The organism is Methylobacterium hispanicum (assembly GCF_022179285.1).
GTDB lineage: Bacteria > Pseudomonadota > Alphaproteobacteria > Rhizobiales > Beijerinckiaceae > Methylobacterium > Methylobacterium hispanicum.
On record NZ_BPQO01000026.1, the window covers coordinates 37943 to 52201 of the forward strand.

Below are 14259 nucleotides of genomic sequence, written 5' to 3' on the forward strand. Positions count from 1 at the left end.
CTCGTTCGCAGGACCGTTCCGGGCGGCCGCAGCCGCGGCCGCGCTTGGGCCGCGATGCCGGCCGCCCCGCAAGGGCCCGCCTCTGACCGGAGCCCCGGGAGCTGCCGGTCCTCCCGTGCGCGCCGATCGCCTCCCTAGCGCTCGGGCGTCCGCCGCAGGACGCTGGTGACGATCCCGGCGAGTGCCAGAAGCACGGCACACCAGAGCGAGACGCCGATGGCCGCGTCCGCCCCGCGCCCGTGCGTCAATCCGAACACCACCGCCACCAGCGCCGCCCCGAGGGACTGTCCGGTGAGGCGGGCCGTCGATTGCATGCCGCTGGCGCCCCCGCTGCGCTCGCGCGGGGCGGCCGTGATGATGACGCGGTTGTTCGGCGACTGGAACAGGCCGAAGCCGAACCCGCAGAGCACGAGGCGCCAGACGATGTCGAGGGTGGCGGGCTCGGGCGGCAGCAGCGCCACGGCCGCGAGGCCCGCCGCCATCACGGCGAGCCCGAGCCCGCCGAGCAGCCCCGGCGGGTAGCGGTCGGCGAGCCGCCCCGAGATCGGCGCAGCGATCGCGATGGCGAGCGGCCAGGGCGTCAGCAGGAAGCCGGCCTGCGTGCCGGAGAGATGCAGAACGTCCTGGAAGTAGAAGGGTAGGGCGATGTAGGCGATGAGCTGCGCCGAGAAGGCCAGGATCGAGGAGGCCATCGACAGCGCGAAGGCCGGGATCCGCATGAGATCGACCGGCAGGAGCGGCGCGGGCAGCCGCATCTGCCGGCGCACGAAGACGGTGCCGACGACGAGCGCGCCGGCGAGTTCGGCGAGCGCCTGCGGCCGCCGCGCGGGCTCGCCGAGTCCGTCGATGCCGACGATGAGGAGACCGAATGTCAGCGCGTTGAGCCCAGCGCTGACCCAATCGAAGCGCCGGCCGTTGCGGGGCGTGGCCGGCAGAGTGCGGGAGGCGACCGCCAGCGCCAGCAGCCCGACCGGGATGTTCACGAGGAACAGCCAGGGCCATGCGGCGACGGACAGGAGCGCCGCCGCGACCGTCGGACCGGCCGCCGAGGCCACCGCCACCACCAGGGCGACGTTGCCGACGCCCCGCCCGATCATCCGGTGCGGGTAGATGAAGCGCACCAGCGCGATGTTCACGCTCATCACGCCCGCCGCCCCAAGCCCCTGCGCGATGCGGCCGAGGACCAGCAGGTCGAGGGTGGGCGCCAGCGCGCAGGCGAGCGAGGCCGCGACGAAGACCGCGAGCCCGCCGAGATAGACCGGCCTATAGCCCAGGATGTCGCCGAGCGAGGCCAGCGGCAGCAGCGCGGCCGTCACCGCGATCTGGTAGGCGTTGACCACGAAGATCGCCTCGCCGGCCGAGACCGAGAGGTCGCGCGCCATCACGGGCAGCGCCACGTTGACGATGGCCCCGTCGAGCACCGCCATGGTCATGGCGAGCGCGATCGCCAGCATGGCGAGCAGCCGCTCGCGCACCGGCAGCCCGTCCTGGGTGCTGTCCCGGGAGTCGCCCCGGGAGCTGCCCCGGAAGCCGCCCTCTGCCTGCCCGGCCGCTTCGGCCATCCTGTACGCGCTCCGCCGCTGCGGTGGGGTCGCCCTCCTGTCGCCGACAGGGTGCCTCCCGTCGAGGCGGGCGATGTGCCCTATGTCACCCCGCGCGCCGCGATCGATGCGTTCTGCCGGGCGCGGACCGAACCGGAGCCGACATGCGCCGTACCGCCCTGTTTCCCGCCCTCTGCCTCGCCCTCTGCGCGCCTCTCGCGCTCGCGCTGCCAGCCGCCGCGCAGGCGCCCGAGCCGCTCGGCATCGCGCTGGAGGGCTTCGCCTACCCGTACCCGGTCGCCTACCTGCCGCTGAGCCGCGACGGCGAGGCCCAGCGCCTCGCCTACATGGACGTGGCCCCGCTGGGCACGCCGAATGGCCGCACGGTGCTGCTGCTCCACGGGCGCAACTTCCCGTCGAGCTACTGGGCGCCGGTGATCGCCGCGCTCGCGGGCGCGGGCTACCGGGTGGTGGCGCCCGACCAACTCGGCTTCGGCAAGTCGGCCAAGCCCGTCGGGCCCTTCACCTTCGACCGCATGGCCGCCGACACCGCCGCGCTCCTCGACGCCCTGGGTCTGCGCCGGGTGGACGTGGTGGCCCACTCGATGGGGGGCATGCTCGCCGTGCGGCTTGCCCGCAACGCGCCGGAGCGGGTTAACAGCCTCGTCCTGGAGGCGCCGATCGGGCTGGAGGATTACCGCTTCAGCGTGCCGCCGGTCGCGGACGACGTGCTGCTGAAGCGCGAGGGCGATCTCACCGCCGCGGCCTACCGGAAGCAGCTGATGACGAGCTACGCCCTTTCCCTGCCGGAATCGACGATCGAGCCCTTCGTGGAGATCCGCGAGCGGGTGAAGGGCTCGGGCGAGTACCCGCGTTGGCTCCGGTCCTTCGTGAACTCCTACCAGGCGATCTGGGGCCAGCCGGTGGTGCACGAGATCCCGCTGGTGCAGGCGCCGACCCTGTTCCTGATGGGCGGCAACGACCGCAACGCCCCCGGCAAGCCCTACGCCCCGCCGGATCTCGCCGCGCAGATGGGGCACAACGTCGAGAACGCGCAAGCGCTCGCCGCCCGGATGCCGAAGGGCCAAGCGGAGGTGTTCGACGGCGTCGGCCACCTCGTCCACATGGAGGCCACCGACCGCTTCAACGCCCGGGTGCTGGAGTTCCTCGACGGGCATTGACGCGCCCTCCCTCCGCCCTCAGAGGGGGGAGGAAGGACGGCTCGGTTCATGCCCCGCGCACCCGGAGCGGTCCACAGGACGCCGCTACCGGCCCCCGGCCGCGCCGTCCCGCCGCAGCAGGAACACACCCTGCGCGCCGATCAGGTTCCAGAACCACCAGGGCATCGCGAAGCGCATCGGACGCCCGCGCGCGTCCAGCGCCGCGGCGGTCTCGATCTTGGCGCCGACGGTCCGGCACAGGCCGACGAAGTCGCGGATGGTGCAGTGGTGGATGTTGGGCGTCTCGTACCACGCCTCCGGCAGGATCTCGGTCACCGGCATCCGCCCGCGGAAGGCGAGTTCGGCCCGCACCCGCCAGTGCCCGAAATTCGGGAAGGAGATGATCACCTGCCGGCCGATGCGCAGCAGGTGCTCCAGCACGATCCGGGGGTTGCGGGTCGCCTGGATGGTCTGGGACAGGACCACCACGTCGAAGGCGTCGTCGGGGTAGGCGGCCAGATCCGTGTCGGCATCGCCCTGGATCACCGAGAGGCCGCGCGCCAGGCAGGCGTTCACGCCCGCCCGCGACAGCTCGATCCCGCGCCCGTCCACGCCGCGCCGGTCGCGCAGCAGCGCCAGCAGGGTGCCGTCGCCGCAGCCGATGTCGAGCACCCGTGCGCCGGGGGGCACGAAGCCCAGCACGACGAGGTGGTCGACGCGCGCGTCCCCCTCGCCGCCCTCGCGCGGCAGGGCCTCGGTCGCGTCCCAGGGTGCGTCGGCCGCCGCCCGCCCGCTCACGGTCCGCGCGCTCATAGCCCGCGCGCCCGGGCGGCGGCGTCGATGAAGCCCTTGGCGGCGGAGTACATCGCCGGCTCGTCGAGCAGGAAGGCGTCGTGGCCCTTGTCGCTCTCGACCTCCACGAAGGCGACGGGCGCGGAGGCCGCGTTGAGAGCGTGCACGATGGCGCGGGATTCCCGCGTCGGGAACAGCCAGTCGGAGGTGAAGGACATCACGCAGAACCGCGTCCTGGTGCCCCGGAAGGCGTTGGCGAGCACGCCGCCATGATCCTCGGCGAGGTCGAAATAGTCCATCGCCCGGGTCAGATAGAGGTAGGCGTTGGCGTCGAACCGCTCGACGAAGCTGACGCCCTGGTGGCGCAGGTAGCTCTCCACCTGGAAGTCGGCGCTGAACGAGAAGGTCGGCGCGCTGCCGGCCTGGAAGCGGCGCCCGAACTTGCGGTGGAGCGCTGCCTCCGACAGGTAGGTGATGTGCGCGCCCATCCGGGCGACGCCGAGCCCCTTGGTCGGCCGCTTGCCCGCCTCGAGGTAGCGCCCGTCCGCCCAGGCCGGGTCGGCCATGATCGCCTGCCGGCCGACCTCGTGGAAGGCGATGTTCTGGGCCGAGTGGCGCGGCCCCGTGGCGATCGGCATCGCGGCGAAGACGCGCTCGGGGTAGAGCGCCGCCCATTGCAGCACCTGCATCCCGCCCATCGAGCCGCCGATGCAGAGGAACAGGTCGCGGATGCCGAGATGCTCGACGAGCATCGCCTGGGCCCGGACCATGTCGCGGATGGTGACGAGGGGGAAGTCCGGGCCGTAGGGCCGGCCCGTCGCCGGGTCGAGCGAGGCCGGGCCGGTCGAGCCCATGCAGGAGCCGATCACGTTCGAGCAGACCACGAAGTAGCGGTCGGTGTCGACGGGCTTGCCGGGTCCCACCAGCGTCTCCCACCAGCCGGGCTTGGCGGTGACCGGATGGCGGTGGGCGAAGTGCTGGTCGCCGGTGAGCGCGTGGCAGATCAGCACCGCGTTGGAGCGGTCGGCGTTGAGCGTGCCGGCGGTCTGGTAGGCGATCTGGAACGGGCTCAGGTTCACCCCGGCATCCATCGCGAGCGGCCGGTCGGGCCCGAAATGGGCGACCGGGCTCTGCGGCTCCAGGGCCTGGCTGCGCTCCGGGCTCGGGCGCATCCCGCGGCCGGGTTCCGCTGCGGGAGCCGGCCTCAGGGCGGTGTCGGGGGCGTTGTCCATGACCGTTCGTCTGGCGGGCGCGCCCCTGGGAAGAGCACGTGCAGGGCGCGCGGCACGTTCGTGTGACCGCCGGAGGTAGTATGCGGGGCCGGGGGCGTCAACGAAAGGGCAGACCTGCGCGTGCCGTTCAGGATCCCGGCGCGGCGCGCGGGCGGCCCGGCCGGCGGGTATCGCGCCGTTAAGGCTAACCTCGCGTCGGAGCGCGCCTTTTCCGGATTCTTCACCGCCCCCGGACGGGAATGGCGGGCCGGAGGGCTGCTTGTCCCCGCCGGCCAGGGCGTCCGATGCGCGTAGTCTCACAATCCGCCGCAGGTCAGGCCGTGCCGGAGCGCACACCGCTCGCCTGGGTGGAGATCGCCAAGGGCCTGTGCATCGGCCTCGTGGTGCTGATGCACGCCACCTTCGGCCTGGAGGGCGCACTCGGCGAGCAGGGCTACGCCCACGCGATCGCCGACTTCGCGCAGCCCTTCCGGATGCCGACCTTCTTCGCGCTCTCGGGCCTGTTCCTCGGGCGCGCCCTCGCCGCGGGCTGGGGCCCCTTCCTCGAGCGGAGGGTGTTCCACTACCTCTACTTCTACACGCTCTGGCTGCTGATCCAGGAGGCGATCCGCTTCCCGCAGCTCGGCGGCGGCACGCTCGCGGGCAGCCTGAACCACTTCGCGTGGTCCTATGTCGAGCCCTTCTCGACCCTGTGGTTCCTCTACGCCCTCGCCCTGTTCGCGCTGGTGACGCGGCTCGCCGCGCGCGTGGCCACCCCGGTGGTGCTGGGCGTCGCCCTCGGGCTCGCCGGGAGCGACATCAGGAGCGGCTGGCACCTCCTCGACGTCGCCTGCGACACCTACGCGTACTTCTACGCCGGCTACCGGCTCGCCCCGCAGATCCTCGCCTTCGGGGAACGGATGCGCGCCCGCCCGGCTCTCGCCGCCGCGGCGACGGCGGGCTGGCTCGTCGTCAACGGGGTCCTGATCTTCCGCGTGGTCCCGGCCCTCGGATGCGCCACGGTCGGCGAGGCCCCGCTCGTCGCGCTGCCGCTCGGCGTCCTCGGTGTGTTCGGCGTGACGGCGCTCGCGACGCTGCTGGAACGGAGCGCCGCCGGGCCGGCGCTCGCCTATGCGGGCTACCGCTCCATCGTGATCTATCTCGCGGCCTTCGCGCCGGTCGCGCTCCTGCGCGCGGGGATGGTGCGCTACGGGGTGCCGCTGGACGTCGGCACCGCGAGCCTCGCGCTGACCGCCGCCGGCATCCTGCTGCCGCTCGCCCTGGAGCGCGTCCTGCGGGGCACGCCGGCCGCCTGCCTGTTCGTGCGGCCGTCCGCAGCTCTCCGCGCGCCGGCCCTCTTCCTGGGCGGGGGCGGCTTGGTCGGGGGCAGCTTGGGCGGGGGCCGCTCGTCGCCCGGCGGCGCGGCCGCGCCGTCGGCGGCCTCCGTCGTCTCGGTGGCCGAGGCCGGGACCTCGCTCGCGACGGCGCTCGGCGGGCCGCCCGTTCAACGGGGCGCGCTTGTTCCCGCCGGGCCGTCGCTGCCGCTGGCCCTCGGCCCGCGGGAATCGTAAAGGAGGGCGCTACCCCATCCCGGCCGCGGCCCGGCCGCACACGCGAGCACGATGCGCTTCTCCAGCAAAGCCAATCCGGGGGCGGACCTCGCGGCGCTGCGGGCCGAGATCGACCGGATCGACGCCGAGATGCACGCCCTGCTGATCCAGCGCGGCACGATCATCGACCGGCTGATCGCCGTGAAGGGCACCACCGCCTCGGGCTCGGCCTTCCGCCCCGGCCGCGAGGCCTCGATGATGCGGCGCGTGGCCGAGCGGCACCGCGGGCTGCTGCCCCTCGACACCGTGGAGGGGATCTGGCGGGTCATCATCGCCACCTTCACCTACGTGCAGGCGCCGTTCTCGGTCCACGCCGACGTCTCGGCCGGCGACCCGGCGATGCGCGATTCCGCCCGCTTCCATTTCGGCTTCACGGTGCCCTACCGGCCGCACCCGACCTGCGCGGCGGTGATCGAGGCGGTGGCGGCCTCGCGCGGCGACCTCGGCATCTTCCGCTTCGAGAGCCGGGCGGCCAACGGTGCCGCGCACCCGCCCAAGGGCGAGGCGTGGTGGGAGGGCCTGATCGGCGAGGGCCGCCCGAAGGTGATCGCCCGCCTGCCCTTCATCGAGCGGCCCGCGCACCCGGCCGGCACGCCGGTCTTCGTGGTGGCCAAGCCGCTCGACGACCCGAGTGCGGCCCAGCGCGACTGGGTGCTCCACGCGGTGCGGGCCGGGGCATGGCCGGACGAGGCGGAGCGGGCGCTGCACGACCTCTACGGCGAGGTGGTGGGGCGGGCCAAGCCTCGGGGCGAGACCGAGCGCCTGCTGCTGGCCCTGCCGGGCGGCGTGGGCACGCGGCAACTGGGCGAGGCGCTCGACCGGGCCGGCGCCGGCGTCACGGCCCTCGACGAGACCGGCAGCCACGCGGCCCGCTTCCGGGTCTGAACGCAAGGTCATTGGATCCCAAAGGGTTGTGACCCTTTGGCAGGGTCCCGGGGCGCGCAGCCCCGGGTTGGTCCCGCCGACCCGGCGAAGCCGGGACGGCGGGACCAAATGCAGAGCTCCGCCCTGCACCCGCGAACGGCCTCAGGCCTTTCGAAACCGGGACTTTCCAGTGCTGACGGTCAGGCCCGTTGCGGGTCGTTCTCCAGGCGGATCGGCTGGCCGTGCGGCGTCGCCGCGGCGGCGCGCAGCCACGCATCGCGGCGGGCGTCCAGGGCCGCCGGGGCGGCGATGCCGCGTTCCGTCAGCAGCGCCTCCAGGGCGACGAGCCAGCGGCCGTAATCGGCGGCAGCCTCCGGATCGTCCCCGGGGCGGATCGCCCGCCCGAGCGCCTCGGCCCACTCGGCCCACGTGAACACCCCCGCGTCGCGCAAGCTCACCACCAGGGCGAAGACCTGCGCCTCCCACGGGGCCGCGAAGGGGCCGGGCTCCGGCGCGCTCACGCGGCGACCGCGTCGAGATAGGGCTCGAACATCTCGACCATCACCCGCTGGTTCGGGTCGGCGTCCGGCCCCCACAGCTCGGCGGCGGCAAAGGCCACGGTGTAGAGCCAGGCCGGGTTCTCGCCCGCGCCGGTCGCGTTGGTGTCGGGCAGCACGAAGGCGCCGTGAACCCGCTCGACCCGGCCGAGATGGCCCCGGACGTAGCGCGGCAGGCGGGTATGGCCCACCGGGTGAAGGTTGCGGGCGCGCACCGCGTCGCCCGCGGCGAAGCGGGCTGGTCCCTGCGACGGCCGATCGCTCGGGAAGCCGGCGCGGAAGCGCGGTTCGAGGATCCCGGCCGTCAGCACCCGCCCCACCGGCCGGGCCGGTGCGTCCGAGATTCCGCGCGCCATCTCCTCGGGGCTGGCGAGGCCGTGGGCGGCGATCTGCGTCTCCAGCGCTCGCAGCCAGATCGCGTAGTAGCTCGACGCGAGATACTCGGCCGGCGGCAGCGATTCGCGGGCCGAGCGCGAGCCGTCGAGGTTCCACGTCCCGGTGAAGCCCATGGCCATCGCCAGGGCGAAGACGCGCCGCTCCCACTCCGCGTGGAAGACCGGCTCGTCGGGCTCCGGCCGCACGGGGCCGAAGCCGTGCATGCCGCCGAGATCCTGGGCGCCGTTCATGCCGCCTGCTCCGGGCTTTTCGGCAGGCCCGTGCCGATCATCGCGTCGCGGGTGACGAGGCTGGCCAACCGCGCCTCGTCCCAGCCCTCGGTGCCGGCCGGTCGCTCGGGCAGGACCATGTAGCGGGTCTCGGCGGTCGAATCCCAGACGGTGATGCGGGTGCTCTCGGGCAGGTGCAGTCCGAACTCGGCCAGCACCCCGCGCGGGTCGATCACGGCGCGCGCCCGGTAGGGCGGCGCCTTGTACCAGACCGGTGGCAGGCCGAGCACCGGCCAGGGGTAGCAGGAGCACAGCGTGCAGACGACGAGGTTGTGCTCCCCGGGGGCGTTGGCCACCACCACCATGTGCTCGCCGCCGCGCCCGCCGATATCGAGCTCGGCGATCGCCGGGGTGGCGTCGGACAAGAGCCGCGCCCGGAAGGCCGGGTCGGTCCAGGCCCGGGCGACGACCCGGGCGCCGTTATGGGGACCGACCTTCGTCTCGTACATCTCGACGAGCGCGTCGAGGGCGGCCGGCTCCACGTAGCCCTTCTCGACCAGCAGCGATTCGAGCGCCCGCACCCGCGCCTCGACCGGCGTGAGGTCGCTGCCGTGCGGGTGGCCGTGCGGGTGGTCGTGGTCTCGGTGCTCGTGCGCCATGGCCGCCCCTGTCTCACCTCAGCCCTGGATACCCGGCGGCAGGCGCAGGTGCCAGTCCGTCGCCCCCTGGTAGGCCTGGCCGATGCGCAGCGCCGTGGCCTCGTCGTAGCCGCGGCAGACGATCTGCAGCGAGAGTGGCAGGCCGCCCGCCGTGAACCCACTCGGCAGGGCGAGCCCGCAGAGGTCGAGCAGGTTGCCGAAGCGGCAGAAGCGCGAGGGCAGGTGGTCCTCGTCCACGCTGTCGAGCGGGATCGCCGCCGTCTCGGTGGTCGGCGTCAGCACGGCGTCGAAGCCCTCCAGGGCCTCGGCAAAGGCCCGCTTCAGCGCCTCGCGCCGCCGGATCGTCGCGAGGTAGTCCTGCGCCGTGAGCTTCGCGCCGGCCAGGATCCGCGCCCGCACCGCGTCGCCGAGCGGGCTCGCCGGGTCCTCGGCGAGCGCGCCGTTGGTGACGTAGGCCTCGGCGTTGGTGATCGCGCTCAAGTCGAAGATCTCGGCGAAGCGGAAGGGCAGGTGGATCTCGGCGATCTCCGCGCCGAGGCTCGCCAGCGTGTCGAGGGCCCGGTCGTAGGCGGCGAGCACGGCGCCGTCGGCGCCCTCGCGCTCGGCCGCCGGCATGCGGGCGAGCCGCAGGCCCCGCACGCCCCGCTTCAGGGTCGGGAACGGATCGTCGGGCGCGATCCCCCGCGTGGTCGGGTCGAGCGGGTCGGGGCCGGACATCGCCCGGTAGAGGAGCGCCGCGTCCTCAACCGTGCGGGCGAGGGGCCCGGGCGTGTCGAGGGTGGTGGAGAGCGGCACGATCCCGTGGGTCGAGATGCGCCCGACCGTCACCTTGAGCCCGGTGAGCCCGCAGAAGGCGGCCGGCAGCCGCACCGAGCCGCCCGTGTCGGTGCCGAGGCCCCAGGGCGCCATGCGGGCGGCGACCGCCACGCCGGTGCCGCTGCTGGAGCCGCCCGGCGTGCGGGGCGTCCCCGGATCCCAGGGGTTCCAGGGCGTGCCGAGATGCGGGTTCGTGCCCCAGCCGCCATAGGCGAACTCGACCGTGTGGGTCTTCCCCAGCACGATCATCCCGTGCGCGATCAGCCGCCGCGCGACGGTCGCGGTGCCGCGGGCGATCCGCGCCCGGTGGGCGGCCGAGCCGCCCATGGTGATGCGCCCGTCGAGGTCCACGAGGTCCTTCAGCGCCACCGGCACGCCGTGCAGCGGCCCGACCGCGTGGCCGGAGCGGATCGCCCGGTCGGCGCCCTCCGCGGCCAGCCGCGCGTCCGCCGCGTAGACCTCCGTGAAGGCCCGGAGCTTCGGCTCCTGAGCGGCGATCCGCGCGAGCATCGCCTCGACGGCATCGACGGGAGAGAACGTTCTGGCGGAGATGCCCTCGGCCAGTGCCTTGGCGGAGAGGAGCGAGAGGTCGGTCGGGGTATCGGTCATGGAAAATACCTGCTTGGGCACTGCTTGGGCACTGCGCCCGCGACTCTTCCTCACCCCTCCGCGGGGAGGAGGATCGTCGACGACGATGCCGCCTCTCCGTCGTCATCCCGGGGCCGCCGGGAGCCGGATCGTCGGATGGGATCACGCTGCCCGCAGGGGTGAGAGAGCGTAGCGGGCGCCGACTCGTCCGCAAGTTGCAGGCCAGGCTTCCCGCTTCCCGCGCAGGGCCGGCCATGTGGGGAGGGCTTGCCGCCCCGCCCCGCCGCGCCACCATGCGACCTGAGGCCGGCCCAGCCGGCGCGAGGAGTGCCCTGCCGTGTCCGAGCCGATGAACGGGGCCGAGAGCCTCGTGCGCACCCTGGTGGCGGGCGGCGTCGAGGTCTGCTTCACCAATCCGGGCACCTCGGAGATGCATTTCGTGGCTGCCCTCGACCGGGTCGAGGGCATGGCCTGCGTGCTGTTCCTGTTCGAGGGCGGGGCGACGGGTGCGGCGGACGGCTACAGCCGCGTCGCCGACAAGCCCGCCTCGACGCTGCTCCATCTCGGCCCCGGTCTCGCCAACGGCTGGGCCAACCTCCACAACGCCCGCCGCGCCCGCTCGATGGTCGTCAACATCGTGGGCGAGCACGCGACCGACCATCGCGCGTACGACGCGCCGCTGACCTCCGACATCGAGGGGCTCGCCGCCACCGTCTCCGCCTGGACCCGCACGGGCACGAGCGCGACCGAGATCGCGGCCGACGGCGCCGCGGCGATCGCCGCCGCCCGCACCGCGCCGGGGCGGATCGCCACCCTGATCCTGCCCGCCGACACCGCCTGGCAGCCGGGCTCCGGCATCGCCCTGGTCCCGCCCGTCCCGGAGCGGGCGCGGGCGGGCGACGAGGCGGTCGCCGAGGCGGCGCGGGCGCTCAGGAGCGGCGAGCCGGCCCTGCTGCATCTCGGCGACCGGGCCCTGCGTGGCGCGGGAAAGCGCATCGCGGCCCGGATCGCGCGCAAGACCGGGGCGAGGCTGCTCGCCATGACCTCCAACGCCCGGATCGACCGCGGCGCGGGCGAGGTGCCGATCGAGCGGCTGCCCTACCCGATCGATCAGGCGATCGCGGTGCTGGCGCCCTACCGGCGCGTCGTCCTCGTCGGCGCCACGCGCCCGGTCGGCTTCTTCGCCTATCCGGGCAAGCCGAGCGTGCTCACCCATCCCGATTGCGAGACGGTGATGCTGGCCGCCCCCGAGGAGGACCAGATCGAGGCGCTGGAGCGTCTCGCCGAGGCGGTCGGCGCGCCGGCGGAGATCGATCTGGCCGTGCCGCCGCGCCCGGAGCTTCCGACCAGCGGGCCGCTCGGCGACGACACGATCGGCCGGGTGCTCGGCGCGCTGATCCCGGAGGGGGCGGTGGTCTGCGACGAGTCGCTGACGACGGGGCGCAACTTCTTCGGCGCCACACACGGCGCCGCGCCGCACAGCTGGCTCCAGCTCTCCGGCGGCGCGATCGGCCTCGGCATCCCGATGGCGACCGGCGCCGCAGTGGCGGCGCGCGGCCGCAAGGTGATCGGGCTGCAGGCCGACGGCAGCGCCCTCTACACCGCCCAGGCCCTCTGGACCCAGGCGCGCGAACGCCTCGACGTGGTGACGCTGATCTGGTCGAACCGTGCCTACGCGATCCTGCGGGGCGAGCTTGCCAACGTGGGTGCGCGCAACCCCGGCCCGAAGGCGCTCGGCATGCTCTCGCTCGACGACCCGCCGGTGGACTGGGTCAGCCTCGCCCGCGGCTACGGCGTGGAAGGCCGCCGCGTCGAGACGCTGGAGGCCTTCACCGACGTGTTCCGGCACGCGCTGGCGCGGCGGGGTCCCTTCCTGATCGAGGTGGCGCTGTAGGCGCGCGCCCGTCGCCGGGGCGTCACGAAAGCCGGTTTAGACTTGCCTCGCAGACGCGTGCGGCGCCTATACTGCGCCGCAGCAGAAATACTTACGCAGAACGTCCGCGAATCACTTGCGCAGAGGTTTCGATGCGTTAACGTCGCAGCCTCGCAAGCCGCTTCAAGGAGACAGGAGGAGAATTATTCCTTCGCGCACGGCGCGTTGGAAGAGAATCGTCGTCCAGAGGCAATGACCCAACACAGGATGGCTCCGATGTCCGAGATGATTCGCGTTCGCCCGACCCAGGACGGAACCTATACTGTTTACCGCGGCATGACGGCGTTGATCTCCGGCCTGACCCGCCTGCAGGCCGAGCGCTACGAGGCGAGCATCGCCCGCCAGCAGCAGGGCTTCATCACGGCGGGCGCCTAACGGCCGCCCGCGGCGCCGCGCGAGAGGCGGCGCCGCAACCCTGCCACGAGCCCCGATAATCGTTTCGGATGTGCGGTGCGAACCGCGCCACTCTTCTCCTGTAGGGCCCGGCGATTGTCTGTGGCCGCAAGTCTGAACCCCGCCCGGATCAGGCGCGGGTCTCCTCTTCCGCGCGGGCTACCGGATTCCCACAACGCCTACTGATGCTCTCGGCGCTCTCCTTCCCCCCTCTGCGGGGGAGGGGGACTGCGCGTGTGCCATCCGAGATATGTAATACGGTAGCCCGTGCGGGAGAGGGGGCGCGGCGTGGCTATTGCGCCCTTCGGGTCGGCTGTCCAAGCGCTTGGAGACCGCGACCTCAGACCGCCCCGTCGAGCGCGAGCGCGCCGAGATCGCCGACATTCCCCTCCGCGTCGAGGCCGCGCTGCCGGGCCGAGATCACGTGCCGGTCGCCCGCCCGCTCGAAGCTGAACAGCAGGTAGGCCGCGCGCCGCGCGGGCGAGGGCCCGTGCGCGCCGGGCCGGGCCGAGGCCGAGGCGGTGCCGACGACCGGAACCCGCCTGCCTCCCGGCCCAGCCACCGCGGCGAGGCTCGCCACGTGGTTGTGGCCGTGCAGGATCAGCTCGGCGCCGGCCCGCGCGATCATCGCCGTGAAGGCGGCCGCGTCCCGGAGTTCCCGCCCTGGCGAGGCGCCACCCGGATGGGGCGGGTGGTGGATCATCACCACCCGGCAGGGCCGGCCGGGCTCCGTCGCGAGCGCCCGCAGCAGCGCCTCGGCCGCCGCGATCTGCGCCCCGCCGAGGCGCCCGCTCGCCACGAAGGGGATGGTCGGGATCGCGGTCGAGAGGCCGACGAGGGCGAGCGGGCCACGCCGCCGCAGGTAGGGGAAGCGGCTGCCGCAGCCGCCGTCGTCGGCCGTCCAGCGGTCGCACTGGGCGAGCAGGCCCTCCAACGAGCCGCGCACGTAGGCGTCGTGGTTGCCCGGCACGAAGCTCACCGCGTCGGGCGTGCCCAGCGCCTCCAGGAAGGTGCGCGCCGTCTCCCACTCGCTCGGCAGGCCGATGTTGCAGAGGTCGCCCGTGCAGGCGACGTGGTCGGGCCTCTGCGCCCTCAGGTCCGCCACCAGGGCGGAGAGCACCGCCATGTCGTGGCTGCGCGAGCGCCCGCGCCGCCAGTTGGCGTAGCCGGTCGCGCGCTTGCCGAGCAGGTGGCGCAGGCGGGGACGCGACAGCGGCCCGACATGCGGGTCGCTGAGATGGGCGAGGCGGAAGGGCGTGGGATCCGGCATCGCCCCCGCGCATCGCGGCTCCGGGCGCGCGCGTCAAGCCGCCCCGGCGCGAACCCGTGACGAAGGCGGCGAGGCCGCCGCGGCGCCCGGCCGGAGGACGGGCCGGAGGACGGGCCGGAGGGCCGGCATCGTCCAGGACCCGCGCGGCCGCACAACCCAGGGTCGGTTGCGCGGCCGCGCGCGGCGGGGATAGATGCACCCCCGGTGCCCGCCTCCTCAGTTCCGGCGCAAAGCTCCGGTGAAAGCCCGGCTCGCCGTCC

At 73.9% G+C, this 14259-nt stretch carries 13 protein-coding genes; 5 read left to right on the forward strand and 8 right to left on the reverse strand.

The window, feature by feature from the left end; genetic code table 11:
• Positions 1-134: 134 nt before the first annotated feature.
• On the reverse strand, positions 135-1454 hold the full coding sequence (locus tag MFF56_RS24220; protein ID WP_066918070.1) for an MFS transporter: 1320 nt from the start codon (positions 1452-1454) through the stop codon (positions 135-137).
• A 251-nt stretch (positions 1455-1705) separates the two neighbouring features.
• On the opposite strand from MFF56_RS24220, the gene MFF56_RS24225 reads away from it, so the two are divergent.
• Positions 1706-2722, forward strand: a complete 1017-nt coding sequence (locus MFF56_RS24225; RefSeq protein ID WP_283207443.1) for an alpha/beta fold hydrolase — start codon at positions 1706-1708, stop codon at positions 2720-2722.
• Positions 2723-2806: 84 nt separating this feature from the next.
• On the opposite strand, the gene metW is transcribed toward MFF56_RS24225, so the two are convergent.
• Together metW and metX are read right to left on the reverse strand one after the other, a co-directional pair.
• Positions 2807-3514 carry a methionine biosynthesis protein MetW gene (gene metW / locus MFF56_RS24230; protein ID WP_066924561.1) on the reverse strand — a complete coding sequence of 236 codons (708 nt, stop codon included), beginning with the start codon at positions 3512-3514 and terminating at the stop codon, positions 2807-2809.
• Positions 3511-4725: a homoserine O-acetyltransferase MetX gene (metX, locus tag MFF56_RS24235; protein ID WP_066924563.1), complete on the reverse strand. Its 1215-nt coding sequence runs from the start codon at positions 4723-4725 to the stop codon at positions 3511-3513. The genes metW and metX overlap by 4 nt, the downstream gene beginning before the upstream one ends.
• Positions 4726-5009: 284 nt before the next feature.
• On the opposite strand from metX, the gene MFF56_RS24240 reads away from it, so the two are divergent.
• Positions 5010-6275 (forward strand): acyltransferase family protein, encoded by a 1266-nt coding sequence (locus MFF56_RS24240; RefSeq protein WP_238231448.1) that lies wholly within the window; start codon positions 5010-5012, stop codon positions 6273-6275.
• Between the two features lie 51 nt (positions 6276-6326).
• Positions 6327-7199 carry a chorismate mutase gene (locus MFF56_RS24245; RefSeq protein WP_066925570.1) on the forward strand — a complete coding sequence of 291 codons (873 nt, stop codon included), beginning with the start codon at positions 6327-6329 and terminating at the stop codon, positions 7197-7199.
• Between the two features lie 179 nt (positions 7200-7378).
• Here the strand turns inward: MFF56_RS24245 and MFF56_RS24250 are convergent, their stop codons facing one another.
• Genes MFF56_RS24250 through MFF56_RS24265 form a run of 4 tightly spaced genes read right to left on the reverse strand, consistent with a single transcriptional unit; the run spans position 7379 to position 10424 of the window.
• A complete protein-coding gene (locus tag MFF56_RS24250) occupies positions 7379-7699 on the reverse strand; it encodes a nitrile hydratase accessory protein (protein WP_066925572.1) in 321 nt (106 codons plus the stop codon).
• A complete protein-coding gene (nthB, locus tag MFF56_RS24255) occupies positions 7696-8361 on the reverse strand; it encodes a nitrile hydratase subunit beta (protein ID WP_066925574.1) in 666 nt (221 codons plus the stop codon). The genes MFF56_RS24250 and nthB overlap by 4 nt, the downstream gene beginning before the upstream one ends.
• Positions 8358-8999, reverse strand: a complete 642-nt coding sequence (gene nthA / locus MFF56_RS24260) for a nitrile hydratase subunit alpha (RefSeq protein WP_066925577.1) — start codon at positions 8997-8999, stop codon at positions 8358-8360. The genes nthB and nthA overlap by 4 nt, the downstream gene beginning before the upstream one ends.
• Positions 9000-9017: 18 nt before the next feature.
• The gene (locus MFF56_RS24265; protein WP_238231450.1) at positions 9018-10424 is read right to left on the reverse strand and encodes an amidase; all 1407 of its coding nucleotides are present in this window, start codon (positions 10422-10424) and stop codon (positions 9018-9020) included.
• A gap of 328 nt (positions 10425-10752) precedes the next feature.
• On the opposite strand from MFF56_RS24265, the gene MFF56_RS24270 reads away from it, so the two are divergent.
• Together MFF56_RS24270 and MFF56_RS24275 are read left to right on the forward strand one after the other, a co-directional pair.
• Positions 10753-12297, forward strand: a complete 1545-nt coding sequence (locus MFF56_RS24270) for an acetolactate synthase large subunit (RefSeq protein ID WP_066926054.1) — start codon at positions 10753-10755, stop codon at positions 12295-12297.
• A gap of 255 nt (positions 12298-12552) precedes the next feature.
• Entirely contained in the window at positions 12553-12711 is a 159-nt protein-coding gene (locus tag MFF56_RS24275) for a hypothetical protein (protein WP_197430715.1), read from the forward strand.
• Between the two features lie 358 nt (positions 12712-13069).
• On the opposite strand, the gene MFF56_RS24280 is transcribed toward MFF56_RS24275, so the two are convergent.
• Complete coding sequence (locus MFF56_RS24280; RefSeq protein ID WP_238231453.1) at positions 13070-13999, reverse strand: metallophosphoesterase family protein; 930 nt, start codon at positions 13997-13999, stop codon at positions 13070-13072.
• Positions 14000-14259: the final 260 nt, after the last annotated feature.